We start from the raw sequence: 23695 nt of genomic DNA, 5'->3' as shown, positions 1-23695 counted from the left end.
CGGTCAGCTCGCAGCCGCGACGCCGACGTCGCGACGACCCGTCAGGGCCGTGTCGGACGGCAGCCAGGAGGTGGGCAATGGTGCCAGAGGCATGCCGTGAAGGGTACGGGTCGGGTGAGAGTCCTGTCATGGTGCTGGTGTGGTGACGCCAGCTCGAAGCGATACGCTTGAGCCATCGTGGTCCCGGCCCCTCCCCTGGATGGTCGGGGCCACGTTGTCTTTTTGGGTCGGGCTCAGACCTGACGGCCGTCCCCCCAGTAGGGCTTGCGCAGGTCGCGCTTGAGGATCTTGCCGGAGGGATTGCGCGGCAGCGCCTCGACGATGTCGATGGTCGACGGAGCCTTGTAGCCGGCAAGTCGCTCCCGGGCGAAGGCGATGAGCTCCTCGGGGGTCGCGGTCTGGTCGGGGTGGAATGCGACGACGGCCTTGACCGCCTCTCCCCACCGGTCGTCAGGCACGCCGATGATCGCGATCTCGGCGACCGCGGGGTGCTCGGCGAGGATGCGTTCGACCTCGGGGGAGTAGACGTTTTCGCCGCCCGTGATGATCATGTCCTTGATCCGGTCCTCGATGAACAAGAAGCCGTCCTCGTCGACCCGACCGAGATCGCCCGTGCGGACCCAGCCGTCGGCGGTGATGAGCTCCGCAGTCGCCTCGGGCTTCCCGAGGTAGCCGATCGTGGCCTGTGGCGTGCGGAACCAGACCTCGCCGGACTCGCCCTGCGGCATGTCCCGCAGCGACACCGGGTCGACGATCTTCATCTCGGCGTGGTCCACGGGCAGGCCAGCCGACACGAGGCGTTCGGGGTGGGCCGTGTCGCGGTGGGCCGCGTCGTTCAGGACTGTGATGACGCCACCGAACTCGGTCATCCCATAGACCTGCTGAAACTCGGTGTTGGGCCACGCTTCCATCGCCGCGCGTAGCACGGGAAGTGGCATGGGTGCCGCGCCATAGCCGAACGCCTTGAGCTTGCCGAACAGGCCCATGACCTGCGGTCCGGCGGCGACCAGCGCGGCGACAACAGCCGGGACGAGGAACACGTGCGTGCAGCCAGCCATGACTCCGCCGGCCAACAAAGCTCCATCGACCTCGCTGATGATGTAGCCGGGCGCGCCGACGACGGGCCCCAGCAGCGCGTACGAGCAGCCGCCGACGTGGAACATGGGCATCGCGACGAGCAGCATGTCGCCGTCCTCGTAGTTCGCGTCACCCAGGCCGTTGACGCTGTGCTCGACCATCGCGTGCTGGGACAGCTGCACACCCTTGGGTCGGCCCGTGGTGCCGGAGCTGTACATCACGACGCACACGTCGTCGGGCTCGACCTCGGCCTGTCGATCCATCGGGGTCGCAGCGGCCAGCCACGCCTCGAGCTCGTCGTGCTCGCCGCCGACGATGATGACCTTCTCGACGTGCTTCAGTCGGTCGCGGACGAGCTCGAACTGGTCGACGAGCTGGTGGCCGACGAAGACGACCGTGGCTCCGCAGTCGTTGATGACGTAGTCGAGCTCATCGCCTGCAAGACGCCAGTTGACCACGGTTGTGGCGGCACCGATGTGACATCCGCCGAGCAGGATATGCAGCACCGCCGGATTGTTCTTGTCCAGGATCGCGACCCGGTCGCCTCGGCCAACGCCTTCGGCTGCGAGTGCGCCGGCCGCCTGGCCCACCGTTTCCCAGGCCTGCGCCCAGGTCCAGGTGCGCTCGCCGAAGATCCAGCACGGTTGGTCTGGCTGCTCGGTCGCACGGAAGGCGAGAAAGTCGGGCAGATACGTGGCGGGAGGGATGGCGACGGGCATGGTGCTCCTCGACTGAGGTGACAGGGGTCACATCAGGGTAGGGGACCGGGCGCCTTATGCCTCGAGGTTTGATGCGATCCGCTCGAGGGTCTTACGCATCCCGGCCTTCGCCGCGGGTGCCATCCGGCTGCGCTTGAGCAGGAACTTCTGCTTGTCCTGCGAGACGTCCCACGACTCACGCACCAGGGTCCCGCCGTCGACCGGCTCGAGCTCGTAGCGCCAGATGCGGCCTCCGACCAGGCCCTTCATGCCGGTGGTCTTCCACGCGATGCGGCGGTCCTGCTCGAACTCCACGACGGTGTTGGAGGTGCGGTAGCCCACGCCCATGTGCATCGCCATGCCGAACGTCGAGCCGAGGGTGAGCGGGCGTGACGCCTGTCGGGTGCCGCGAACCGTACCGGAACCGTCGATGTCGGCGTGCCGGGCGGCATCGGCCACCAGCGCGAAGATCTGCTCGGGAGTGGCCTTGATCGTGCGTTCGACGGAGATCGTGTCAGAAGTCATGGGGTCCATCTGATCGGTGCGGGGCGTCGGGCGCAAGCCAGAACTATGTCGCCCTCCCAGGTCGAGGGTCCCGCAGGCGCGCTGGAAGCGTGTGATGTTGCCCGCGCTTCGGCCGACATTCGTTCAGAGCCCGGGGTGGCCTCTACACTTGGCACGTGCCCCGCGGAGATGGACGCCTGACCCACGACCTCGATCCCCAGGACGCCGGACCCCAGGACGCCTGTGGCGTCTTCGGCGTCTGGCCCCCCGGTGAGGAAGTCGCCAAGCTGACCTACTTCGGTCTCTACGCGCTGCAGCACCGTGGCCAGGAGTCGGCCGGCATCGCGGTCAGCAACGGGCGGCAGATTCTTGTCTACAAGGACATGGGGCTGGTGTCGCAGGTCTTCGACGAGGCGACCCTCGAGTCGCTCAAGGGCGAGATCGCGATCGGCCACGCCAGGTATTCCACGACCGGCTCCAGCGTGTGGCACAACGCGCAACCGACCTTCCGTCCCACCGCCTCGGGATCTGTCGCGCTGGGGCACAACGGCAACCTGACCAACACCGCCGAGCTGGTCGAGCTGCTGCGCGAGCGTGACCTCGAATCCGGCGCGACATCGGGCAAGGGTGAGACTGCGACGTCCGACACGTCGGTCATGGCGACGCTGCTGGCCTCCTACCCCGACAGGTCGGTCGAGGAGGCGGCGCTCGAGGTGCTGCCCAAGCTGCGCGGCGCATTCTCCCTGGTGTTCATGGACGAGACCACGCTGTACGCCGCGCGCGACGCCCAGGGCATCCGCCCACTGGTGCTGGGCCGGCTCGAACGTGGCTGGGTCGTCGCCAGCGAGACCGCGGCGCTCGACATCGTCGGCGCCTCGTTCATCCGTGAGGTCCAGCCGGGTGAGTTCATCGCGATCGACGAAGATGGCCTGCGCACCGAACGCTTCGCCAAGGCCGAGCCCAAGGGCTGCATCTTCGAGTACGTCTACCTTGCCCGGCCCGACACCACGATCTCGGACCAGCGGGTGTTCTCGGTACGTGCCGAGATCGGTCGACGACTGGCCCGGGAGTTCCCGGTCGATGCCGACCTGGTCATCCCAGTGCCGGAGTCCGGCACCCCGGCGGCGATCGGCTACGCCGAGGAGAGCGGCATCCCGTTCGGCCACGGTCTGGTCAAGAACTCCTATGTCGGCCGCACGTTCATCCAGCCTTCGCAGACGCTGCGGCAGCTCGGCATCCGACTCAAGCTCAACCCGCTGCGCGATGTCATCGCCGGCAAGCGGCTCGTCGTCGTTGATGACTCGATCGTGCGCGGCAACACCCAACGAGCCCTGGTCCGCATGCTGCGCGAGTTCGGCGCTGCGGAGGTCCATGTCCGCATCTCGTCGCCGCCGGTCAAGTGGCCGTGCTTCTACGGCATCGACTTCGCGTCACCGGCCGAGCTCATCGCCAACGGCATCTCGGTCGATGAGATTCGCAAGTCGATCGGCGCCGACTCGCTGGCGTACGTCACCCTCGACCAGCTCGTCGAGGCGACCAACGTGCCCAAGGACGATCTGTGCCGCGCCTGCTTCGACGGCATCTACCCCGTCGCGCTTCCCGAGGACGATGTGATCGGCAAGCACCTGCTCGAGGCGCAGGACACGCTGCCGCTGGAGGTCATCTGATGAGCACCTATGCGAGCGCCGGCGTCTCGATCGAAGAGGGCGACCGTGCCGTCGAACTCATGAAGCAGTGGGTCGACAAGGCCCGTCGGCCCGAGGTCGTCGGAGGTATCGGCGGCTTCGCCGGACTCTTCGACGCCTCGGCCCTGAAGTCCTACGACAAGCCGTATCTCGCGACCTCCGCGGACGGTGTTGGCACCAAGGTCCAGATCGCCCAGCGCATGGACAAGCACGACACGATCGGCTTCGACCTGGTCGGCATGCTGGTCGACGATCTCGTGGTGTGCGGTGCCGAGCCGTTGTTCATGACCGACTACATCGCCTGCGGCAAGGTCGTCCCCGAGCGGATCGCTGACATCGTCAAGGGCATCGCGATGGCCTGTGCCGAGAGCGGCACGGCGCTGCTGGGTGGCGAGACCGCCGAGCACCCCGGCCTGCTGGGGCCGGACGAGTACGACATCGCCGGCTCGACGACGGGTGTCGTCGAGGCTGACAAGCTCCTGGGGCCCGACCTCGTGCGGCCCGGTGACGTCGTCATCGCGATGGCCGCCAGCGGACTGCACTCCAACGGCTACTCCCTGGTGCGCCATGTGTTCTTCGACAAGGCAGGTTGGCAGCTCGACCGGGAGGTGCCCGAGTTCGGGCGCACCCTCGGCGAGGAGCTGCTGACCCCGACCCGCCTCTACACGCTGCCGTGCCTCGCGCTGGCCGCCGGTGTCGAGGTGCACGCGATGTCGCACATCACTGGTGGCGGGCTGGCGGCCAATCTGGCTCGGGTCGTCCCGGACTCCGTCTCAGTGCGGGTCGACCGCTCGACCTGGTCCCCGCAGCCGGTGTTCGGCCTCGTCGGAGCCCTGGGCGACGTCGCCCAGCCAGACCTCGACCTGGCCCTCAACATGGGCATCGGCATGGTGGCCCTTGTGGCCGCAGATGCCGCCGACGCTGCCGTACGGCTGCTGGCCGAGCACGGCGTCGACGCGTGGATCGCGGGTGACGTTGCGGATGCCGGCGTCCATGGCGAGGGTGGGTCAGTGGCCCTCACGGGCTCGTACGCCTGACCGCGGCTCGCCTGCGACGTCCGGTTGGGCGCGCTTTCACGACCCCTCGGGGGGGGCGATGCAGTGATTGTTGTGACCCTTGGGTAGGGTTGGCCGCACGACATACTGACTACTTTTCTGCGAGGGGGTCGACCCATGGGGCGCGGCCGTGCGAAAGCCAAACAGACCAAAGTTGCGCGCGACTTGAAGTACCGGACGCCAGACACGGACTTCAACACTCTGCAGCGTGAGCTTCACGGGGAGTCGGGCGAACCGATTCCCGCTCAGTATCGTGATCTCGAGCGAGATGATCCGGCCGCCAGCTGACGCTGGCTCCCGATGTGCATGAGCCGTCACGCCTCGGCGTGACCGGAGTGCTTGGCGATCCTCCGCTCGATTCAACGGTTCATCGGGTTACGTGCTCGCTCCTTGAGCTTGTCGAAAAGTTCTTTCGACAAACTCAAGGAGCGGGCATCGCTCAGGGACGTTGAGTCACGAGCTGGGTAGCCAGACCGAGCGAAGTCGGCCCACTTCACGCATCCGCTGCTCGGCCATGCGGTCGGCGGCGATCGAGGGTGGCACGCCTTCGGCCTTGGCCCGCTCGAGCACGCCCAGCGTCGTGTCGTAGATCGTCGTCGCGCGCATCTTGGCCCGATCGAAGTCGAATCCCTCGAGCTCGTCCGCAACCTGGATCACGCCGCCGGCGTTGACACAGTAGTCGGGCGCGTAGGTGATGCCACGCTCCTCCAGCCGCTTCTCGATGCCCTCGTGGGCCAGCTGGTTGTTGGCCGCACCGCACACGATCGTCGCGGTCAGCACCTCGATCGACTCATCGTTGAGCGCACCGCCGAGGGCGCAGGGCGCGTAGATGTCCAGCGGTTCGCGGATCAGGGTCTCGGTGTCGGCGACCGCGGTGACGGTGGGATAGGTCTCGATCAGGGCGGCGACGGCTGGCGCGTACGGATCGGTGACGACGACCTGGGCGTCCTCCTCGACGAGGTGGCGGACGAGGTGCTTGCCGACCTTGCCGACTCCGGCGACGCCGACGCGCTTGCCTGCCAGCGAGGTGTCGCCCCACAGGTGCTGGGCGGATGCCCGCATGCCCTGGTAGACGCCGAAGGCCGTGAGGACCGAGGAGTCGCCGGCGCCGCCGTGCTCGACGGTTCGGCCGGTCACGAAGTCGCACTCGCGCGCGATGAGGTCCATGTCAGGGCTGAAGGTGCCGACGTCGCAGGCGGTGTAGTAGCGGCCTCCGAGGGTCTGGACGAACCGGCCGTACGCCCGCAGGAGTGCCTCGGTCTTGAGCGTCGCGGGGTCGCCGATGATGACGGCCTTGCCGCCGCCGAGGTCGAGCCCGGCGAGTGCGTTCTTGTACGCCATGCCCTGCGACAGGTTGAGGACGTCGGTCAGGGCTGCCTGCTCGGACCCGTACGGGTAGAACCGGGTGCCGCCAAGGGCCGGGCCGAGGGCCGTGGAGTAGATCCCGATGATGGCCTTCAGGCCGGAGGCCTCGTCATGACAGAACACGACTTGCTCGTGTCGGCTGCCGAAGACGGACGGTGCGTTGCTGGTGTGCTGAGTGGTCACGGTAGTGCTCTCTGTCGTGGTTGACGGAAACGCGGTGGTGGGCGCTTCCAACGTCTGAGCCGCGGGGTGGTGCGGATCACAGCAGACTCTACCCGTCGGAGGGGGTGGACGGAGCCTGGCAGGTGGACGAGCTGGGCGATCGAGGCGTGATGGTGCTCGGGGCTGCCCAGAGCCGAGACGTCCGCGAGCGCGCGCTTCAGGTAGACGTGCGCCGGGTGCTCCCAGGTCATCCCGGTGCCACCGTGCATCTGGATGCACTCCTCGGCTACCTGCAGGGCGACCTCGGAACACATGGACTGGGCCACCGCGACGAGGAGGTCGAGGTCGGGATCGCCCTCGACCGCCGCGCGGTCCGCCACGAATCGAGCCGAGTCGACGTCGATCCAGGCCTGTGCGAGGCGGTGCTTGAGGGCCTGGAACCCACCGAGCAGCTGGCCGAACTGCCGCCGCTGCACGACGTGCTCGACGGTGGTCCGCAGGCACCATTGTGCGAGGCCCCGCCTGCTCGGGAGGGAGTCCGAGGACCCGCTCCGCGATCAGGTTGAGGGGGACCTTGGTGGTGCCGCACTCGATCGAGTTGCCCTTGGCGCGTAGGAAGCGGAAACCGGGGCGACGTCCCGTGAACGAGACCCTCTTGGGACGCCGCAGAGTCCAGTCGTCGTACCGCATGCCCTCGGCGCCGAGCAGCTCGACCTCGAGGGCGCTGAGCTGCTGGGCGACCCGAGCGAACGCGATCTTGGCCGCCGAGTCGCCCGGTCCGGGGATCGCGTCGGCGGACCGGTTGGGCGCTCGGTCGGCGGTCAGTCGGGCGACCTCCGCGTAGACCCAGAGCCGGAGGAGCCGGTCATGGAGGGCCGGACGCCTGAGCTCCGGATGCTGCCTCCACGTGTCGGCGACGACGCCGATCATTCCGCTCTCGCGGACGCCTTCACCGCCACCGATGGAGACCCGCTCGTTGTTGAGCGTCGCATTGGCCACCTCCCGCCCCTGGCCCACTGCGCCGAGGCGTAGCGCGTCGGGAACACGTACGTCGGTCAGGAAGACCTCGTTGAACTCCGCCTCGCCGGTGATCTGGCGCGGTGGCCGCACCTCGACCCCGGGATCGTGCATGGGACACAAGAAATAGGTGAGACCCGCGTGCTAGCCGAGTACAGCTAGAACGCCGAGGGATCGGTACGGGCGACGAGGATCGCATAGTCGGCGTTCTGGGCGCCGGAGGTCCGGACCTTCTGACCGTTGACCGTCCACAAGTCGCCGTCTGCAACGGCGGAGGTCGAGATGTTCGCGAGATCTGAGCCGGCGCCCGGCTCGCTGAAGAGCTGGCACCAGATCTCCTCGCCGGTCCACAGCGGTCGCAGGAACCGGTCGACCTGGTCGGTCGTGCCGAAGCGCAGGATCGTGGGGGGCCGCCGTGCCCAGGCCGATGCGATTGGCCGCCGGATCGTTGTCCGGGGCGCGGGCAGCGCTCAGCGCGAGGTCGACGGCCGCCTGGTCCGAGACCGTCAGCCCCAAGCCGCCGCGTCCGACCGGCTTGGCCACCCATGCGAGTCCCGCATCGTACCTCGCACGCAAGAGGTCGATCCGAGTCGTCGTCGCCGGTGGGTGCGTCGCGAGCAGCTCGGCGACGAGCCCCTCCAGCTCTTCGGAGGTACTCAGGCGAGCAGCTCGACGCGGGCTGCAACGCGGGCCTCGCCTGTGGGACCGGGCGAGGCCCGGTCGAGCTCGTCGCCCGACGTCGGTCTGGACGCTCCCCGACAGGCCGTGCCGATGGGGGTGCGGGCGGGCGCGACGATCGCGGCTCTGGGCACGTCGACTCCCTCGGGTGTGGGTGTTGAAGAATTTCTGGCGACCTACTTGAACCTGAACCCGGTTTCAACTACGGTGACCAACGTGAGGCCGGTCACGTGAGTCAGGTCACACAACCTTCGAGTGAAAAGAGCATGTGCAGATGGTGAATGTGGCGGCTAACGTCTGGACCAACGCGGCGAACGACCCGGACAGGGTCGCGCTGCGATCGTCACGTGGCGATCTGACCTACGGTCAGCTGCGGTCTGCGAGCAGCCGGGTAGCCGGGGCCGTGAAGGCCGCCGGCCTACAGCCACTGGATCGCGTGGTGTTCATCGCGCCGAGCATCATCGAGTTCCCCGTGGTCTACTACGGCCTCCACGCGGCCGGGGTCAGTGTCATCACGATGAACACGATGGCCACCGCTCCCGAGATCGGATACGTGCTCGACGACTCGGAGGCCGTGCTGGTCCTGGTCTGGCACGAGTGCGCCGATGCTGCCCGCGCCGCCGCGGCGGACCGTGGGCTGGACCTGTGGATCGTCGACGAGGGAGCGAGCTTCGACGCAGAGCCCGTCGAGGTGGCGCACGACCATGCTCCTGACGACACCGCGATCATCCTCTACACGTCGGGCACGACCGGACGACCCAAGGGCGTCGAGCTGACCGCGTCGAACCTGCTGGACACCACTTCTTCGTTCCTCCCGGTCCTCGCGCTCAGCGAGGACGACCGCTTCGGCACGGCGCTTCCGCTCTTCCACGTCTACGGCCAGGCCGTGGTCATGAACACCGTGCTCGTCACGGGCTCGTCGCTGTCGGTGCTGTCGCCGTTCGAGCCGACCGCCATGCTGGAGATGCTGCGTCGCGACCGGCTCACAGCCATGGCCGGTGTGCCCACGATGTGGAACGCGATGCTGCACGCAGCGGCCGACTACGGGCCCAGCGACTTCGAGCACCTGCGTCTGGCGACCTCGGGCGGTGCATCGTTGCCGGTCGAGGTCATGCGAGCGTTCAACGAGCGTTTCGACTGCGCGATCCTCGAGGGCTACGGCCTGACCGAGTCCACCGGCGCCGCGACCTTCAACGACATCAACCGGGTCCAGAAGGCCGGCACGGTCGGCCCAGCACTGCCCCGCAGCCAGATCGAGGTGCGCGACGCGGAGGGCACCCCCGTGGCCGCCGGCACCGTGGGGGAGGTCTTCATCAAGGGCCCGACGATCATGAAGGGCTACCGCAACCGCCCCGAGGCCACCGCCGAGGACCTGCAGGACGGCTGGCTCAAGACCGGTGACCTCGGCACGCTCGACGAGGACGGCTACCTGAGCATCGTCGACCGGGCGAAGGACCTGATCATCCGTGGTGGCTACAACGTCTATCCGCGCGAGGTCGAGGAGATCCTCTACGAGCACCCCGACATCGTCGAGGTCGCGGTCGTCGGAGTGCCGGACGACCACTTCGGCGAGGAGGTCGCGGCGGTCATCGCGCTGCGGCCCGGTTCCACCGCCACGGGGCAGGAGATCCGGGCGTGGGCCAAGGTCCAGCTCTCGGCGTACAAGGTCCCGCGGCTCTTCCAGTTCGTCGAGAGCCTCCCGAAGGGCGCCACGGGCAAGATCCTCAAGCGTGAGATCGATCGGGACGCTATCCGCGTCGCAGCGGCTGGAGCGACGGCATGAAGATCGACGGTTCAGTCGCGGTCGTCACGGGAGCCTCCGGCGGGATCGGCAGCGCGCTCGCTCAACGGCTCCTGGAGCACGGCGCCAGCGTCGTCGTCACCGATCTGGACGACGGACGGGTCACGACGACGGTCGCCGAGCTCGAGCGCATCGCTCCGGGCCGCGTCGCCGGCCTTGCCGGGGACTGCTCGGTCGAGGCCGACATCCGCGCAGTGCTCGACCTGGCCGCCGAGCGCTTCGGTCCTGTCGACCTCTACGCAGCGAACGCCGGTGTCGGACTCGGTCAAGGGCTGGAGTCGTCGGAGAGCGACTGGGAGACGTCGATCGACGTCAACGTCCTGGCGCACGTGCGGGCCGCCCGACTGCTCACCCCCGGCTGGCTCGAGAGGGGTCGCGGATACTTCCTGAGCACGGCCTCGGCCGCGGGTCTCCTGACGCAGATCGGCTCGCCGACGTACTCGGTGACCAAGCACGCAGCTGTCGCCTTCGCCGAGTGGATGTCGGTGACCTACGGCAGCCGCGGCATCGCCGTCAGCTGCCTGTGCCCGATGGGCGTCAACACCGCGATGCTCAACGGCGGCGCCGAGTCCGACGACGAGCTCGCGCGGATGGGGGCCAAGGCCGTGACCGAGGCCGGTGGCGTTCTCGAGCCGCTGGAGGTCGCGGACATCGTGGTCGCGGGGATCGGCACCGAACAGTTCCTGATCCTCCCGCACCCCGAGGTGCTTGAGTTCTACCGCCGCAAGGGGTCGGACTATGACCGCTGGCTGGCCGGCATGCGTCGCTACCAGGACACGCTCGCGTGACCGCGGTCGACTCGGCCGTGAACCGGCGGGCGGTGCTGTTCGACTTCGGTGGGGTGCTGACCACGAGCGTCCTGGCTGCGTTCGCCGACTTCGGCGAGGAGTTCTGCGGTGACCGGGGTCTGCCTCTGCGTCTGCTGAGTGGGGACCCCGAGTCCAAGCAGCTCCTGGCCGACCACGAGGAGGGCCGGCTCGACCACGACGGGTTCGAGGCCGGCTTCGCAGGCCGCCTGCGAGCGCACGGCGCGGACATCGGGGCCGAAGACCTCCTGCGTCGGATGCAGTCTGGCCTGGCCCGGGACGAGGAGACGATCGCGCTGGTCGCGGACCTGCGCGCCTCGGGCGTCCCGGTCGGCCTGGTCTCGAACTCGCTCGGTCGCGACTGCTACGCGGGATACGACCTCGACGCCATGTTCGACTCCGTGACGATCTCCGGCAAGGAAGGCGTCCGCAAGCCGTCGAGGCGACTCTACGAGATCGGGTGCGAGCGCCTCGGCGCAGCCCCCGCCGAAGTCGTCATGGTCGACGACCTCGCCCAGAACATCGTCGCCGCCGAACGTCTCGGGATGGGTGGCGTCGTGCACCGCACGGCAGCGGAGACCACACAGGGTCTGCGGACGCTGCTGGGTCTCGAAAGCGATGACCACTCGGTCGTGCGGTGATACGGGGGATTCATCTGCACCACTGACACGACCATCCGGTCGCGTCTGGAATACGCCCGCCCCTTCCAGGGTGGCGACAGCAACAGGAGACAGCATGAAGGTTCGACAGATTGGGCTCGGCGTCATCGCCAGCCTAGCCCTGGTGATCATGTCCGCATGCGGCGGAAGCAGCAGCTCCGACAACAACGCCGGGAGCGACGGAAGCAAGACGTACAGCGTCGGCATCGTCCGGTTCGCCCCCCGCGAGATCACCACTGAGGCGGTCATCAACACGTACAAGGACCTGGCCGAGAAGGCTGGCTGGGAGGTCACGACAGCCAATCCTGATGGAGCCGTCGACAAGGCGATCGGCGCCATGCAGGACTTCGTCCAGAAGAAGGTCGACCTCATCATCGTCTCGGTGTTCCCGAGCGACCAGCTCACGGCCGGCGTCAAGGCAGCTCAGGCCGCCGGAATCCCGGTCGCCTCCATCGCCGGTGGCACCACTGACGGCGTTCCGTTCGGGATGGACGTGATCGAGACCTCCGGCCAGGACATCGCTGACCTCGTCGTGTCAGACCTCGCTGACGGCGGCGACCTGCTGAAGCTCGGCTACAAGGCCGGCGCGCCGTGCGTGGGTCGCGAGAAGACGCTCGACAAGGCACTGGAGGGCACCGCGATCAAGGTGTCGCGTGAAGAGGTCACCATTCCCGGTCAACTGGACTCCGGCACTCGATTCGCACAGGCATGGCTTACCAAGCACCCGAAGGGCGATACCCCGCTCGCGATCTGGGCCTGCTTCGATGACCCGGCCATGGGTGCTCTTGTCGCCGCCAAGCAGGCCAACCGCACTGATGTGAAGATCTACGGCATCGACGGAACGCCGGCAGGTATCAAGGCCGTCGAGAACGGAACGCTGCGGGCGACCGCAGCAGCTCAGCCCGTCGCGGCCGGCAAGACCCTGTTCGAGGAGTCGCCGCGCATCATCGCTGACGGTCCGGACGCGAAGCAGAGCTTGAAGCCGGTGCCCTACGAGATGGTCACGGCGGACAACGTCGCGGACTACTTGAAGACGCACCCCGGCGCGAACCAGGGCTGATCGACATGGGACTTGATCCGGTGCGTGGCACCACGGCAGATTTTAGGAGCGACGACATGAGAGACCTCTCGGAAACGCGAGCAGTGGTGGGCCCTCCCGCGGCCACACCGTTGCTCGAGATGAAGGGCATCTCCAAGAGCTTCGGTGGAAGCCACGCACTGGATCGGGTCTCCATCTCCCTGCATGCGGGCAAGGTCATGGCGCTGTGTGGAGCGAACGGAGCGGGCAAGTCGACGCTCGTCAAGATCTTGGCGGGCCTGGAGTCGGCCGACGAGGGCGAGATCCTCATCGACGGCAAAAGGGTCGACATCCTATCGCCCCGCGACTCGTCGGCCCTTCAGCTGAGCTTCGTCCATCAAGAGCTCAACCTCGTCCCGAAGTTCACTGCTCTCCAGAACATGGCCATGGGGTCGGACGTCCAAGGAACGTGGGGAATGCTGGCCCGGCGCCGTGTCCGGCGTCAGGCCATGGAGGTCCAGGATCGGCTGGGGTACCGGGTTCCGCTCGACACCCCGGTGGCTGAGCTCTCGCTCTCAGATCGCTGGATGGTTTCGTTGGGCCGCTCGCTGATGCGTCTGGGCCGGGTCGTCGCCATGGACGAGCCGACTGCTTCGTTCACCGACGAGGAGGCGCAGCGTCTCTACGGCGTCATGGACGAGCTCAAGCGGGACGGAGTCGGCATCCTCTACATCTCGCACCGGCTCGAAGAGGTGCTGCAGGTGTCGGACGATGTGACGATCTTCCGCAACGGTCATTTCATCACCACGGTTCCGGCCGACTCGACTTCGCGCCGCGAGCTCACCACCCATATTGTCGGACGCGAGGTCCCTGACCTGACCGCGGCGGTTGCCGAGCACGAGGCCGCGCCCACCCGGGAGCGGCTGGTGGTGAGCGGAGTGACCCGGGCGCCCAAGGTCCTCGATGTCAGCTTCGCGATCGGGGAGGGCGAGATTGTCGGCCTCGCCGGTCTGGTCGGGGCAGGCAGGACCGAGCTCGCACGGATCATCGTCGGCGCCGACCACGCCCAGTCCGGGGCCATGACGATGGGCGGGGAGAGGTTCAGACCCTCCTCGCCTCATGAGGCTTTGCTCCACGGTGTGGCGCTGGTGCCCGAGGAGCGTCGGTCGCAGGGTCTGGTTCTCGCCGACACCGTGACCGCGAACCTCAACATGGCGGCGATCGGTGCGGAGCGTCGTCTGCTCCACCGGTACGACCCGCGATCGGCATCGGCGAATGCGCGCGGAATCATCGAGCGATTCGGCATCAAGATCCGATCAGAGAAGCAGCACGTGGTCGACCTGAGCGGCGGCAACCAGCAGAAGGTCGTCGTCGGCAAGTACGTCGTGACGGGCCCGAAGCTCCTGATCCTCGACGAGCCCACTGTCGGCGTCGATGTCGGCGCCCGGGCCGAGATCTACGGATTGATCCAGTCGTTGGCCGCCGATGGGATGTCGGTGCTCATGATCTCGAGCGACTTCGAGGAATTCGGGATCTGCGACCGAGTGCTCGTCATGCGCTCCGGGCGTCTTGTCGAAGATGTGCCGGCCCACCTGGCAGGCAAGGACCACCTCACCTCACTGTGCTTCGGCACAACCGAACAGGAGCAGACCGCATGACCTCCACCATCGAGCCAACTGTCATTCCACCATCGGAGACCACAGCTACGCGCAGTGGCAGGTCGATGCGCTGGCTGGGGCGTTATGGTGCGCTGCTCGTGCTCGGCATCCTCGTCGTGGTGACCTCAATCCTGGAACCCAACACGTTCGCCACGACAAGCAACCTCGTCAACATCCTCAATCAGAGTGCCCTTGCGGCGATCATCGCCATGGGTCTCACGTTCGCTCTGGTGACCGGCGAGTTTGACCTCAGCATCGGTAACGTGGCGAGCCTGTCCGGAGTTGTGGCCTGCACCGTGATGCTGAAGGCCGGGTTCTCGATCCCGTTGGCTCTCGTGACAGTTCTGGTCATGGGCTTCGGCCTCGGCCTGGTCAACGGTTTCGTCGTGACCTACCTCAACGTCCAAGCTCTCGTGGCGACGCTCGGCGTCGGCACCGTCGTGATCGGCATCAACTACGCCATCTCCGACGGCTCGCCGATCTCCCTCGAGAATCCTGACGCCTTCATCAACCTCTCGTTCAACCGATTCCTCGGAGTGCCCTATCCCGTCTTCGTGATGCTGGGTCTTGGCGTCTTTCTCTGGCTGTTGCTCAACCGGACGGTGCTCGGGCAGTCCATGCAGGCCGTCGGTGGTAACCCCGTGGCTGCGGAACTGTCAGGCATCCGCGTCGATCGGATCCGTGTCATTGCGTTCGCAGTCTGCAGCGCGTGCGCGGCGTTGACGGGCTTCCTGCTGGCCAGCCGCACCGGAAGTGCGGCCGTTGCGGCCGGCGACTCCTATCTTCTCAGCGCATTTGCTGCGGCGTTCTTCGGCTCGGCGGTCCTGAGGGATGGACAGTTCCACATCATCGGCACCATCGTCGGTGTCATCACCGTCTCGGTCGGTTTCAACTCGATCGCCTTGATTGGTCTGGAGACGTACTACCAGTACCTCTTCCAGGGAATGCTGCTCATCCTCGGTGTCGGTGTCGGCTCTCTGGCCCGCCGACGTGCGGCGGCGGCATGACATGAAACTGAACTCGGATTCATGTATGGTGAGAGCGCTGGCCCATGATGCCGACACCCCGAAGGGTGCGTCCCTCCAGGGCGCCAACCCTGTCGAACGCGCGGCCAGCCTCACCCACCGACGTCCTCAATTTTTTGCACCGCTATCCCACAAGGAGATCTGATGAAGTTTGAACACAGCCCGAGAGCGCTCGAGTACCAGGAGAAGCTCCTGGCGTTCATGGACGAGCACATCTACCCTGCGGAGTCTGTCTACGCCGCACAGATGGCTGAGTCGGGCGACGCGAACTTCCATCCCCCGATCCTCGAGGAGCTCAAGACCGAGGCCAAGAAGCGCGGCTTGTGGAACCTGTTCCACCCGCACGAGGACGCGGCCTGGGGCTCGCCCGGCCTGAGCAACCTCGACTACGCGCCGCTGGCCGAGATCATGGGCCGCAGCCCCTATCTCGCCCCCGAGTCGATGAACTGCAACGCTCCCGACACCGGCAACATGGAGGTGCTGCAGCTCTTCGGGACCGATGAGCACAAGGAGAAGTACCTTAAGCCTCTGCTGGCCGGGGAGATCGCATCGGCGTTCTGCATGACCGAGCCGGCTGTCGCCAGCTCGGATGCCACCAACGTCCAGCTCCGCATGGACGCGGACGGCGACGAGTACGTGCTCAACGGACGCAAGTGGTTCGCGTCCAACGCCCTGCACGCCAACTGCAAGGTCCTCATCGTGATGGGCAAGACCAACGTCGAGGCGGCAAAGCACCGCCAGCAGTCGATGATGGTCGTGCCGATCGACGCCGCCGGTGTCACGATCGTCCGCGGTCTGCCGGTGTTCGGATACATGGATCGTGAAGGCCACGCCGAGATCCTGTTCGAGGACGTCCGGGTCCCCAAGACGGCGCTCCTGGCCGAGGAGGGTGACGGATTCATGATCAGCCAGGCCCGTCTCGGACCGGGCCGGATCCACCACTGCATGCGCTCGATCGGCATGGCCGAGCGTTCGCTCGACCTGATGATCTCGCGTGCGCAGAATCGTGTGACGTTCGGCGAGCCGGTCGCGAACCGTTCCAACATCCAGGACTGGATCGCCGAGTCCCGGATCGACATCGAGATGATTCGTCTGCTCACGCTCAAGACCGCGTGGCTGATGGACACCGTCGGCAACCAGAAGGCCCGGGTCGAGATCGCGGCGATCAAGGTCGCGGCCCCGAACATCGCTCTCAAGATCATCGATCGGGCCATCCAGGTCCACGGCGGCGGCGGCATCACGGACGACTTCCCACTCGCCAGCTTCTACGCCCACCAGCGGACCCTGCGTCTGGCCGACGGCCCGGACGAGGTGCACAAGCGCACCATCGCCCAGGTCGAGCTCCGTCGCATCTCGCCGGAGTGGAACAAGAAGTGACCGAGGCGACGCTCGCAGGGCGCACCGCGATCGTCACCGGCGCATCGCGGGGGATCGGCCTCGCCGCCGCGGCGGCGCTGCACGGTGCGGGTGCGAACGTCGTGCTCACGTCCCGCACCGAGGAGGCGGCTGTTGCGGCCGCCTCCTCGGTGGGGGACCGGGCCTTGGGCATCGGCGCCCACGCGACCGACGGGGCTGCTGCGCGGCTGTGCGTCGAGCAGACCCTCGAACGTTTCGGCAGCATCGACATCCTGGTCAACAACGCCGGGACCAACCCGGCCTTCGGCCCGGTCCTGTCACAGGACCACGGGCGCTTTGCCAAGACGATGGACGTCAACCTCTGGGCGCCGATCCTGTGGTCGAAGCTCGCCGTCGAGGCCTGGATGGGCGATCACGGCGGATCCATCGTCAACACGGCGTCGATCGGTGGACTGTCGGTGGGTCCTGACCTCGGGGGCTACCACGTCTCGAAGGCGGCACTGATCCACCTGACCAAGCAGCTCGCGATCGAGCTCGGGCCGCAGATCCGCGTCAACGCGGTCGCGCCCGGCGTCGTGCGCACTCGCCTGGCCGAGGCTCTGTGGAAGGAGCATGAGCCGGCCGTCGCGGATCGCACCCCGCTGGGTCGCATCGGCGAGCCGGACGACGTCGGATCGGCCATTTGCTTCCTCGCGTCGGACGCGTCGTCGTGGATCACCGGCGAGACGCTGGTCATCGACGGTGGGCAGATGATCAACGCGGGCGCAGCAGCCGATGCCGCCATGGCGACGGCCGGAAGTCACTGACCATGGACACGACACGGGTTGCCCAGGACGTCGCACTCGACCTTGCGATCCTGGCCGAGGTGATGTGCGGTGACGGCGTCGACGTGTCGGGCGAGCTCACGGCAGAACGCGTCGGCATGGGCCAGTCGAATCTCACCTACCTGGTCCGAGACGCCGGGGCAGGGCGCTGGATCGTGCGACGTCCGCCCCGTGGGAACCTGCTCGAGTCGGCGCACGATGTGCACCGTGAGTTCGGCATCCTCTCGGCCCTGCAGGACACCGGGGTCCCCGTACCCCGGGTCCTCGGTGAGTACGTCGACGATCGGCTGGCGGAGTCGCCCGTCGTGGTGATGGAGCACGTTGACGGACTGGTCGTCGACCGGCCCGAGGTCTCCGACACGTTGCCGATGCACCTGAGGGCCGCTCTCGGACCTGCCCTGGGCGCGACGTTGGCTGCGATCCACGACGTCGACATCGTCGAGGTCGGCCTTGACGGGCTGGCCAGCCACGCGCCCTATGCCGCACGGCAGATCAAGCGGTGGTCGCGGCAGTGGGACGACAGTCGCACTCGCGACCTGCCGCAGCTTGACGCCATGACGGAGCTGCTGAGGCGCCGCGTGCCCGAGCAGCGCGAGGTGACCCTCGTGCACGGCGACTTCCACATCCGCAACGTCATCGCGGATCCCGGAACCGGCGACGTGCGGGCCGTGCTCGACTGGGAGCTCAGCACCCTCGGCGACCCGCTCGCCGACATCGGCAGCCTCCTCGCCTACTGGCCGGAGGCCGACGACCCACCCACCGCCTTGTTCGCTGCTTCGGCGCTGCCGGGCTTCGTCGACCGGGCCACCCTGCGCGATTCCTATCTGGCGGCCTCCGGGCGCGACGATGCGGACCTGGACTACTGGCACGTGCTCGGGCTCTGGAAGATCGCGGTCATCTGCGAAGGCGTGCTGCGGCGTTCTCTGGACGATCCGCGCAACGCGGCCGACGGCGGACCGCCCGAGCCGATCTTCATCGAGCAGCTCGTGGACCGGGCGTGGCGCACCGCTGCCGCCGCCGGACTCGACACCTGACATCACCCATCACCTACGAGGAGAGCACCATGACCGCCGAGAACCAGACGCCGTACGTCGGCGACTTCCTGAAGGACTCCCCGAAGAACTGGGGTAAGTGGGGTCCCGACGACGAGGTGGGCTCGCTAAACTACCTGACCAGCGGCGAGATCCTGCGCGGTGTCGGGCACGTCGAGACCGGCGAGGTCTTCACCTTGCAGGTTCGCATGGGCAACCCCGACGGTGACCCGGTGTGGCCCGGACGCGAGAGCATCCAGCGCAAGAACGTCATGGACGAGTCGTTCTTCGAGCGCGGCGAGGGTGATGAGACCCCCGGCGGCGCCCACTACGCCGATGACGTCGCGACGCTGTTCCTGCAGGCCTCGACGCAGTACGACGCGCTGGGCCATGTCTGGTACGGCGGCCAGATCTGGAACGGCTACGACGCGTCGACGACGGCAGGTGACATGTCGAAGGCGTCGGTGCTGCCGATTGCCGAACGTGGCATCGTGGGTCGTGGCGTGCTGATCGATGTGGCACGCCACCGAGGCAAGACGGTCCTGGACAAGGGTGAGACATTCACCCACGAGGATCTGCTGGAGATCGCCGCGGCCCAGGGCGTGACGATCGAGAAGCACGACATCCTGCTGATCCGCACCGGCTTCATCGGTTCCTACTACGGGCAGACACCGGAGGAGTTCTACGACGGTTTCCTCGAGCCCGGCCTGACCTACAGCCCCGAGCTGGTGCAGTGGTTCCAGGACATGGAGATCCCGAACCTGGTCACCGACACGATCGCCAACGAGGTCACCTTCGAACCGGGGACCGGCGTCACGCTGCCGCTGCACAGCGCACTGATGCGCAACCTCGGGGTCGCGTTCACCGAGATCGCCTGGCTCGACGACCTGGCAGCCGCGTGTGCTGCCGACCAGAGGTGGACGTTCCTCTACACCGCGGCACCGCTGAAGGTCGTCGGCGGCACCGGCGCGCCGGTGAACCCGGTCGTGATCCGATGACCGCGCTCGATGTCATCGCCACCATCGAGGCGCTGCCCGGACGGGGGGACGTCGTGGCCGACCTGCTTGCCGGCGCGCTCGACACGGTACGTGCCGAGCAGGGCTGCCTGCGCTACGACCTGTTCAGGGTGCGCCGCCACGCGGACACCCTCATGATGGTCGAGCGGTGGGCCTCGAAGGACGACCTCCGAGCGCACGGCGCCTCCGAGCACTTCACCGAGCTTGCGGCGCGCATGGGCCCCGAGCTGGCCAGTCCGCCCGATGTCCGGGTGCTCGACCCGGTAGCCTGACGCGCCACGTGATACTGGTTTCAGTACAAAGTGAAGATGACCGAACGGAAGGAGTGGAAGACGATGACGCTGTCGGACACCACCGCGTCGAAGGAGCCACCCACCACGGCACGGGGGGTGCGTACCCGAGCGGCACTCGTGGCCGCGGCCAGGGTGGTCTTCGAGCGTGACGGCTTCCTGGCCTCGCGCCTGGCCGACATCACGGCGCAGGCCAATTGCTCCACCGGCACTTTCTACACGTATTTCGTGAGCAAGGAGGAGATCTTCCTTGCCGTCATGGAGGCGGCCAAGGACGAGATGCTCCACCCGGGCATGCCGCATGTCGAGACCACCGACGACCCCGTCGCGGTCATCGAGGCCAGCAACCGGGCCTACTTCCAGACCTACAAGCGCAACGCCAAGCTGATGATGCTCCAGGAGCAGGTCGCCACGATCGACGAGGACTTCCGACAGCGCCGGCTCGAGCGAGGCGAGGCATTCGCGCGACGCAACGCGAAGAGCATCGCGCGCATGCAGGAGGAGGGTCTGGTCGATCCCGGGCTCGAACCGCTGATGACGGCGCGGGCGCTCTCGGGAATGGTCGGTCGACTCGCGTACTCGAGCTTCGCGCTGGGCGAGAATTGGTCGGTCGACGACCTGGTCGAGACCAGCACCCGGCTGTGGGCCAACGCGCTGGGCCTGGGCAAGCGCGCCGACTGAGGCCGGGCCGTGGCCCGGCCTCCGCGGAAGCCGCGGAACGTCGGACCCTCAGGCTTTCGCGGGATACTCCGTGAAGCGACCGACCGACTGCGCGACGCAGACCGGCTTGTCCGACCCCTCGCGCTCGAAGAGCTGTGTCGTGATGATGTGGGCCGAGCCACCGCCGACGTCGTCGACGGACTGGATCGTGGCATGCATGCGAACGCGTGAACCCATCGGCAGGGGGGCGGGGAAGCGCACCTTCTCGTAGCCGTAGTTGAGGCTGTGGGCGAAGCCATCGAACGCCATCAGATCCTCCATGAACCGGGGGCCGATCGACAGGCTGTACAGCCCGTGGGCGATGGTCGAGCCGAATTCGCTCTGGGCCGCCCGCTCGGGGTCGACGTGGATCCACTGGTGGTCGCCGGTGAGGTCGGCGAAGGCGTTGATCCGCTCCTGGGTGACGTCGTGCCACTCCGTCGGGCCGAGGGTCGTGCCGACCAGCTCCTGGAGGTCCTTGATCGACGTCGGGCGGATCGGTGCGGTGGTCTCGGGCATGACTTCCTCCGTGGCGTGGGCGTGCAGCGCAGGTTACTTGAACCTGAACGCGGATTCAAGTAGGGTGACGCCCATCACACTCTAGGAGACTCATATGGCCATGATCCACGTGAACGGGACGACTCTGCGGTACGAGGACGAGGGCCCACGCGACGCCCACGCGATCGTGATGAGCCCTTCGATGTTCTTCGACGTACGCATGTTTGCGGCGCAGGCTGCGGCGCTGTCCGACCGGTATCGCGTCATCCGGTATGACCACCGGGGCCAGGGCGAGAGCGCTCGTGATGTGCGCGAGAAGCTCGACATGGACACGCTGTCCGAGGACGCCGCTGCGCTGATCGAGGCGCTCGACGCCGGACCGTGCACCTTCGTCGGCAACTCGATGGGTGGGTTTGTCGGACTTCGCCTCGCGGCCCGCCGGCCTGACCTGATCAGCTCGGCGGTCCTGATGGGGACGTCGGCCGACGTCGAGGAGCAGGCCGACGAGATGGACGGACTCGTCGAGGTCCTCGCCCAGCACGGCATCGAGCCGGTGCTCGACGGCGTGCTGCAGTTCATGATGGGCGACACCACCCTCACTGACCCGTCTCGCGCCGAGGTGCTGGCCGAGGTGACCGCGATGCTGCGCAGCCGTACCCCCGAGTACGCGGACGCCGCATGGAACATCGCCCACCGCCTCCCGGTGCTGGACGAGCTCGGCTCGATCTCGGTCCCGGTGCTCGTCGTGGCCGGGACGGAGGATCACACCTACCCGCCACCGAAGTCGCGCCAGATCGTCGAGGGCACGCCCGGCGCCACGCTGGAGATCATGGAGCGCACGGGGCACGTGCATGCGATGGAGAACCCGGAGGCGGTCATCGACGTCCTCGAGCGACACCTGGCCGGACTCGATGCACTGGCGGCTCGGTCATGAGCGCCGACCTGTTCGTCGCCGACACCGGCGAGGCCGATCTGCCCGCTGTGGTCTGCCTGCACTCGTTGTTCCTCGACCACACGATGTTCGACGCCTTCACCCAGGCTGCAGCCGGTCGCCTCCGCGTGATCCGCCCGGAGTTCCGTGGGCAGGCCCGTAACGGCGATGCGACCGAGACCGTCACGATGGACATCTGTGCCGATGACATCCTCGACCTGCTCGCCAGGCTGGGTCTGGACCGTGTCCACCTGGTCGCCCAGTCCATGGGCGGCGACGTCGCCGTCCGGGTGGCGGCGCGACGACCCGAGGCGATCGATCGGATGGTCATGCTCGGCTCGTCCGTCCGGGCCGAGCCGCCCGAGCAGCTGGAGGCGTTCCGCCCGATCGCCGAGGAGGTGTCGCGGCACGGGTTCGTCGGCGACATCCTCGAGATGGTTGTACAGATCATGCTGGGGGAGACCTGCCGCAACGATCCCGGCCGGGCCGACGTCCTCGCGAAGATGCGGGCCGACATTGCCGCGCTGCGACCCGGTCTGCACCACGCGGTGCGCGGTGTCGTCGGGCGAGAGAGTGCCGTTGACCTGCTGCCCGCCGTGAGTGCACCGACACTGGTCGTCAGCGGGGGCGAGGACATTGCCCGGCCGCCGGAGTGGTCGCAGGAAGTGGTCGACGGCATCGCCGGCGCGGAGCTGTGGAGCCTGCCGACCGCAGGACACAGCGTGATCATCGAGCAGCCGGACGTCGTCATCGAGCGGGTGCTGTCCTTCCTGTCCGAGGGGCAGACAGTCTCTTGACCAACCGTGTGAGCGGGGACACACTGAACCCGAACCTGAACCCACATTCAATATCTTCTACTGGAGGGACCACCCGATGACGACCGTGCAGACCGCGAACGGCTCCATCGACTCGAGCGAGATGGGCCGCACCCTGGTCCACGAGCACGTCTTCGTGCTCAACACCGAGTACAAGGAGAACTACCTGACCGACTGGGACGAGCAGGAGCGCATCGACGACGCGGTCCAGAAGCTGACCGACCTCAAGGCCGTCGGGATCGACACGATCATGGATCCCACCGTGATGGGCCTGGGGCGCTACATCCCCCGGATCAAGAAGATCGCCGACCAGGTCGATCTCAACATCATCGTCGGCACGGGCGTCTACACTTACAACGACATCCCGCACCAGTTCGAGCACCGCGGCCCGGGACTGCTCGTCGACATCGCCGAGCCGCTCACCGAGATGTTCGTCAAGGACATCACCGAGGGCATCGCCGACACCGGGATCCGGGCCGGTCTGCTCAAGTGTGCGATCGAGCACCAAGGGCTCACGCCGGGGGTCGAGCGCGTCATGCGGGCCGTCGGCCAGGCACACGTGCAGACCGGCGCGCCGATCACTGTCCACACCAACCCGACGACCGAGTCCGGTCTCGTGGCACAGAAGGTGCTCAAGGAGGAGGGCGTCGACCTCGCCAAGGTCATCATCGGTCACTCCGGCGACACCAACGACCTCGACTACCTCTGCAAGGTCGCGGACGCCGGCTCGTTGCTCGGCATGGACCGGTTCGGGCTCGATCTGTTCAACCCGCTCTCGGAGCGCATCACGACCATCATCGAGCTCGTGCGCCGTGGCTATGCCGGGAGCATCACGTTGGCCCACGATGCCAACTGCTACATCGACTATTTCAGCCCCGAAGCCAAGCACGCGGCGGCGCCGAACTGGCACTTCCGGCACATCAGCGAGGACGTCATCCCGGCCCTGCTCGAGGGTGGTGTGTCCGAAGCCGACATCGAGACCATCCTGGTCGCCAACCCGCGTCGCCACTTCGAGTGACAAGCGGCG

At 67.2% G+C, this 23695-nt stretch carries 24 protein-coding genes and 2 pseudogenes; 18 read left to right on the top strand and 8 right to left on the bottom strand.

From position 1 onward, the window contains the following. Positions 1 to 233: 233 nt before the first annotated feature. Both C6I20_RS13775 and C6I20_RS13770 read right to left on the bottom strand, forming a co-directional pair. Positions 234 to 1796 (bottom strand): long-chain-fatty-acid--CoA ligase, encoded by a 1563-nt coding sequence (locus C6I20_RS13775; protein WP_118396782.1) that lies wholly within the window; start codon positions 1794 to 1796, stop codon positions 234 to 236. Positions 1797 to 1850: 54 nt separating this feature from the next. Then, complete coding sequence (locus tag C6I20_RS13770; protein WP_118396780.1) at positions 1851 to 2300, bottom strand: SRPBCC family protein; 450 nt, start codon at positions 2298 to 2300, stop codon at positions 1851 to 1853. Between the two features lie 155 nt (positions 2301 to 2455). Here C6I20_RS13770 and purF point away from each other — a divergent pair, with 155 nt between their 5' ends. The 3 genes from purF (at position 2456) to C6I20_RS13755 (ending at position 5307) form a co-directional block, all read left to right on the top strand. Beyond that, entirely contained in the window at positions 2456 to 3946 is a 1491-nt protein-coding gene (gene purF, locus C6I20_RS13765) for an amidophosphoribosyltransferase (RefSeq protein WP_118396778.1), read from the top strand. Beyond that, entirely contained in the window at positions 3946 to 5001 is a 1056-nt protein-coding gene (purM, locus tag C6I20_RS13760) for a phosphoribosylformylglycinamidine cyclo-ligase (RefSeq protein WP_118396776.1), read from the top strand. Before purF ends, purM begins: the two co-directional genes overlap by 1 nt. A gap of 135 nt (positions 5002 to 5136) precedes the next feature. After that, positions 5137 to 5307 carry a DUF3073 domain-containing protein gene (locus C6I20_RS13755; RefSeq protein ID WP_118396774.1) on the top strand — a complete coding sequence of 57 codons (171 nt, stop codon included), beginning with the start codon at positions 5137 to 5139 and terminating at the stop codon, positions 5305 to 5307. Between the two features lie 165 nt (positions 5308 to 5472). Here C6I20_RS13755 and C6I20_RS13750 read toward each other — a convergent pair whose 3' ends face one another. The 5 genes and pseudogenes from C6I20_RS13750 to C6I20_RS17165 all read right to left on the bottom strand — a co-directional run bounded on the left by C6I20_RS13750 (position 5473) and on the right by C6I20_RS17165 (position 8375). Then, positions 5473 to 6567 carry a Glu/Leu/Phe/Val dehydrogenase dimerization domain-containing protein gene (locus tag C6I20_RS13750; protein ID WP_118398944.1) on the bottom strand — a complete coding sequence of 365 codons (1095 nt, stop codon included), beginning with the start codon at positions 6565 to 6567 and terminating at the stop codon, positions 5473 to 5475. Continuing rightward, a pseudogene (locus C6I20_RS13745) lies at positions 6564 to 7052 on the bottom strand (acyl-CoA dehydrogenase family protein); the annotation flags it as partial. The gene C6I20_RS13750 and the pseudogene C6I20_RS13745, both read right to left, overlap by 4 nt. A 94-nt stretch (positions 7053 to 7146) precedes the next feature. Then, positions 7147 to 7677 (bottom strand): annotated as a pseudogene (locus tag C6I20_RS17640) (acyl-CoA dehydrogenase family protein); the annotation flags it as partial. Positions 7678 to 7721: 44 nt separating this feature from the next. Beyond that, a complete protein-coding gene (locus C6I20_RS17635; protein ID WP_254052330.1) occupies positions 7722 to 7847 on the bottom strand; it encodes a hypothetical protein in 126 nt (41 codons plus the stop codon). 372 nt (positions 7848 to 8219) lie between these two features. Further along, positions 8220 to 8375, bottom strand: coding sequence for a hypothetical protein (locus C6I20_RS17165; protein ID WP_162891332.1), 156 nt, complete (start codon positions 8373 to 8375; stop codon positions 8220 to 8222). Positions 8376 to 8515: 140 nt separating this feature from the next. Between C6I20_RS17165 and C6I20_RS13730 the strand changes: the two genes are divergently transcribed. The 12 genes from C6I20_RS13730 (at position 8516) to C6I20_RS13675 (ending at position 20406) form a co-directional block, all read left to right on the top strand. Next, entirely contained in the window at positions 8516 to 10024 is a 1509-nt protein-coding gene (locus C6I20_RS13730; RefSeq protein ID WP_118396770.1) for an AMP-binding protein, read from the top strand. Next, positions 10021 to 10830: an SDR family oxidoreductase gene (locus C6I20_RS13725; protein WP_118396768.1), complete on the top strand. Its 810-nt coding sequence runs from the start codon at positions 10021 to 10023 to the stop codon at positions 10828 to 10830. Before C6I20_RS13730 ends, C6I20_RS13725 begins: the two co-directional genes overlap by 4 nt. Beyond that, the gene (locus C6I20_RS13720) at positions 10827 to 11489 is read left to right on the top strand and encodes an HAD family phosphatase (RefSeq protein WP_216822894.1); all 663 of its coding nucleotides are present in this window, start codon (positions 10827 to 10829) and stop codon (positions 11487 to 11489) included. Before C6I20_RS13725 ends, C6I20_RS13720 begins: the two co-directional genes overlap by 4 nt. A 94-nt stretch (positions 11490 to 11583) precedes the next feature. Further along, positions 11584 to 12567, top strand: coding sequence for a sugar ABC transporter substrate-binding protein (locus C6I20_RS13715; RefSeq protein ID WP_162891331.1), 984 nt, complete (start codon positions 11584 to 11586; stop codon positions 12565 to 12567). Between the two features lie 56 nt (positions 12568 to 12623). Beyond that, the gene (locus tag C6I20_RS13710; RefSeq protein WP_162891330.1) at positions 12624 to 14183 is read left to right on the top strand and encodes a sugar ABC transporter ATP-binding protein; all 1560 of its coding nucleotides are present in this window, start codon (positions 12624 to 12626) and stop codon (positions 14181 to 14183) included. Further along, the gene (locus tag C6I20_RS13705; protein WP_118396762.1) at positions 14180 to 15190 is read left to right on the top strand and encodes an ABC transporter permease; all 1011 of its coding nucleotides are present in this window, start codon (positions 14180 to 14182) and stop codon (positions 15188 to 15190) included. The genes C6I20_RS13710 and C6I20_RS13705 overlap by 4 nt, the downstream gene beginning before the upstream one ends. Positions 15191 to 15352: 162 nt before the next feature. After that, entirely contained in the window at positions 15353 to 16585 is a 1233-nt protein-coding gene (locus tag C6I20_RS13700; protein ID WP_118396760.1) for an acyl-CoA dehydrogenase family protein, read from the top strand. Continuing rightward, on the top strand, positions 16582 to 17370 hold the full coding sequence (locus C6I20_RS13695) for an SDR family oxidoreductase (protein ID WP_118396758.1): 789 nt from the start codon (positions 16582 to 16584) through the stop codon (positions 17368 to 17370). The genes C6I20_RS13700 and C6I20_RS13695 overlap by 4 nt, the downstream gene beginning before the upstream one ends. A gap of 2 nt (positions 17371 to 17372) precedes the next feature. After that, a complete protein-coding gene (locus C6I20_RS13690; RefSeq protein WP_118396756.1) occupies positions 17373 to 18422 on the top strand; it encodes a phosphotransferase family protein in 1050 nt (349 codons plus the stop codon). A 29-nt stretch (positions 18423 to 18451) separates the two neighbouring features. Then, positions 18452 to 19417 carry a cyclase family protein gene (locus C6I20_RS13685; protein WP_118398938.1) on the top strand — a complete coding sequence of 322 codons (966 nt, stop codon included), beginning with the start codon at positions 18452 to 18454 and terminating at the stop codon, positions 19415 to 19417. Beyond that, positions 19414 to 19707 (top strand): putative quinol monooxygenase, encoded by a 294-nt coding sequence (locus C6I20_RS13680; RefSeq protein WP_118396754.1) that lies wholly within the window; start codon positions 19414 to 19416, stop codon positions 19705 to 19707. The genes C6I20_RS13685 and C6I20_RS13680 overlap by 4 nt, the downstream gene beginning before the upstream one ends. A 36-nt stretch (positions 19708 to 19743) precedes the next feature. Next, entirely contained in the window at positions 19744 to 20406 is a 663-nt protein-coding gene (locus C6I20_RS13675) for a TetR/AcrR family transcriptional regulator (protein WP_118398936.1), read from the top strand. A gap of 48 nt (positions 20407 to 20454) precedes the next feature. Here C6I20_RS13675 and C6I20_RS13670 read toward each other — a convergent pair whose 3' ends face one another. Further along, the gene (locus C6I20_RS13670; protein WP_118396752.1) at positions 20455 to 20943 is read right to left on the bottom strand and encodes a MaoC family dehydratase; all 489 of its coding nucleotides are present in this window, start codon (positions 20941 to 20943) and stop codon (positions 20455 to 20457) included. A 94-nt stretch (positions 20944 to 21037) separates the two neighbouring features. Between C6I20_RS13670 and C6I20_RS13665 the strand changes: the two genes are divergently transcribed. The 3 genes from C6I20_RS13665 (at position 21038) to C6I20_RS13655 (ending at position 23686) form a co-directional block, all read left to right on the top strand. Further along, positions 21038 to 21856 carry an alpha/beta fold hydrolase gene (locus tag C6I20_RS13665; RefSeq protein ID WP_118396750.1) on the top strand — a complete coding sequence of 273 codons (819 nt, stop codon included), beginning with the start codon at positions 21038 to 21040 and terminating at the stop codon, positions 21854 to 21856. After that, the gene (locus C6I20_RS13660; RefSeq protein ID WP_118396748.1) at positions 21853 to 22650 is read left to right on the top strand and encodes an alpha/beta fold hydrolase; all 798 of its coding nucleotides are present in this window, start codon (positions 21853 to 21855) and stop codon (positions 22648 to 22650) included. The genes C6I20_RS13665 and C6I20_RS13660 overlap by 4 nt, the downstream gene beginning before the upstream one ends. Before the next feature lie 76 nt (positions 22651 to 22726). Then, positions 22727 to 23686 (top strand): phosphotriesterase, encoded by a 960-nt coding sequence (locus C6I20_RS13655; protein ID WP_118396745.1) that lies wholly within the window; start codon positions 22727 to 22729, stop codon positions 23684 to 23686. Positions 23687 to 23695 lie beyond the last annotated feature (9 nt).

The organism is Aeromicrobium sp. A1-2, assembly GCF_003443875.1.
Classification (GTDB): Bacteria; Actinomycetota; Actinomycetes; order Propionibacteriales; family Nocardioidaceae; genus Aeromicrobium.
Note: the sequence above shows the minus strand (reverse complement) of the source record. Positions and strands in the feature narration are given on the sequence as shown.

Excerpts from the sequence above, each read along its gene's own strand:
- C6I20_RS13710 (WP_162891330.1), top strand. The coding sequence starts at position 12,624 with ATGAGAGACCTCTCGGAAACGCGAGCAGTGGTGGGCCCTCCCGCGGCC.
- C6I20_RS13725 (WP_118396768.1), top strand. The coding sequence starts at position 10,021 with ATGAAGATCGACGGTTCAGTCGCGGTCGTCACGGGAGCCTCCGGCGGG.
- C6I20_RS13770 (WP_118396780.1), bottom strand. The coding sequence starts at position 2,300 with ATGACTTCTGACACGATCTCCGTCGAACGCACGATCAAGGCCACTCCC.
- C6I20_RS13755 (WP_118396774.1), top strand. The coding sequence starts at position 5,137 with ATGGGGCGCGGCCGTGCGAAAGCCAAACAGACCAAAGTTGCGCGCGAC.
- purM (WP_118396776.1), top strand. The coding sequence starts at position 3,946 with ATGAGCACCTATGCGAGCGCCGGCGTCTCGATCGAAGAGGGCGACCGT.
- C6I20_RS13655 (WP_118396745.1), top strand. The coding sequence starts at position 22,727 with ATGACGACCGTGCAGACCGCGAACGGCTCCATCGACTCGAGCGAGATG.
- C6I20_RS13680 (WP_118396754.1), top strand. The coding sequence starts at position 19,414 with ATGACCGCGCTCGATGTCATCGCCACCATCGAGGCGCTGCCCGGACGG.
- C6I20_RS13705 (WP_118396762.1), top strand. The coding sequence starts at position 14,180 with ATGACCTCCACCATCGAGCCAACTGTCATTCCACCATCGGAGACCACA.
- C6I20_RS13665 (WP_118396750.1), top strand. The coding sequence starts at position 21,038 with ATGGCCATGATCCACGTGAACGGGACGACTCTGCGGTACGAGGACGAG.
- C6I20_RS13690 (WP_118396756.1), top strand. The coding sequence starts at position 17,373 with ATGGACACGACACGGGTTGCCCAGGACGTCGCACTCGACCTTGCGATC.
- C6I20_RS13715 (WP_162891331.1), top strand. The coding sequence starts at position 11,584 with ATGAAGGTTCGACAGATTGGGCTCGGCGTCATCGCCAGCCTAGCCCTG.
- C6I20_RS13660 (WP_118396748.1), top strand. The coding sequence starts at position 21,853 with ATGAGCGCCGACCTGTTCGTCGCCGACACCGGCGAGGCCGATCTGCCC.
- C6I20_RS13675 (WP_118398936.1), top strand. The coding sequence starts at position 19,744 with ATGACCGAACGGAAGGAGTGGAAGACGATGACGCTGTCGGACACCACC.
- C6I20_RS13730 (WP_118396770.1), top strand. The coding sequence starts at position 8,516 with ATGGTGAATGTGGCGGCTAACGTCTGGACCAACGCGGCGAACGACCCG.
- C6I20_RS13670 (WP_118396752.1), bottom strand. The coding sequence starts at position 20,943 with ATGCCCGAGACCACCGCACCGATCCGCCCGACGTCGATCAAGGACCTC.
- C6I20_RS13775 (WP_118396782.1), bottom strand. The coding sequence starts at position 1,796 with ATGCCCGTCGCCATCCCTCCCGCCACGTATCTGCCCGACTTTCTCGCC.
- C6I20_RS13685 (WP_118398938.1), top strand. The coding sequence starts at position 18,452 with ATGACCGCCGAGAACCAGACGCCGTACGTCGGCGACTTCCTGAAGGAC.
- C6I20_RS13700 (WP_118396760.1), top strand. The coding sequence starts at position 15,353 with ATGAAGTTTGAACACAGCCCGAGAGCGCTCGAGTACCAGGAGAAGCTC.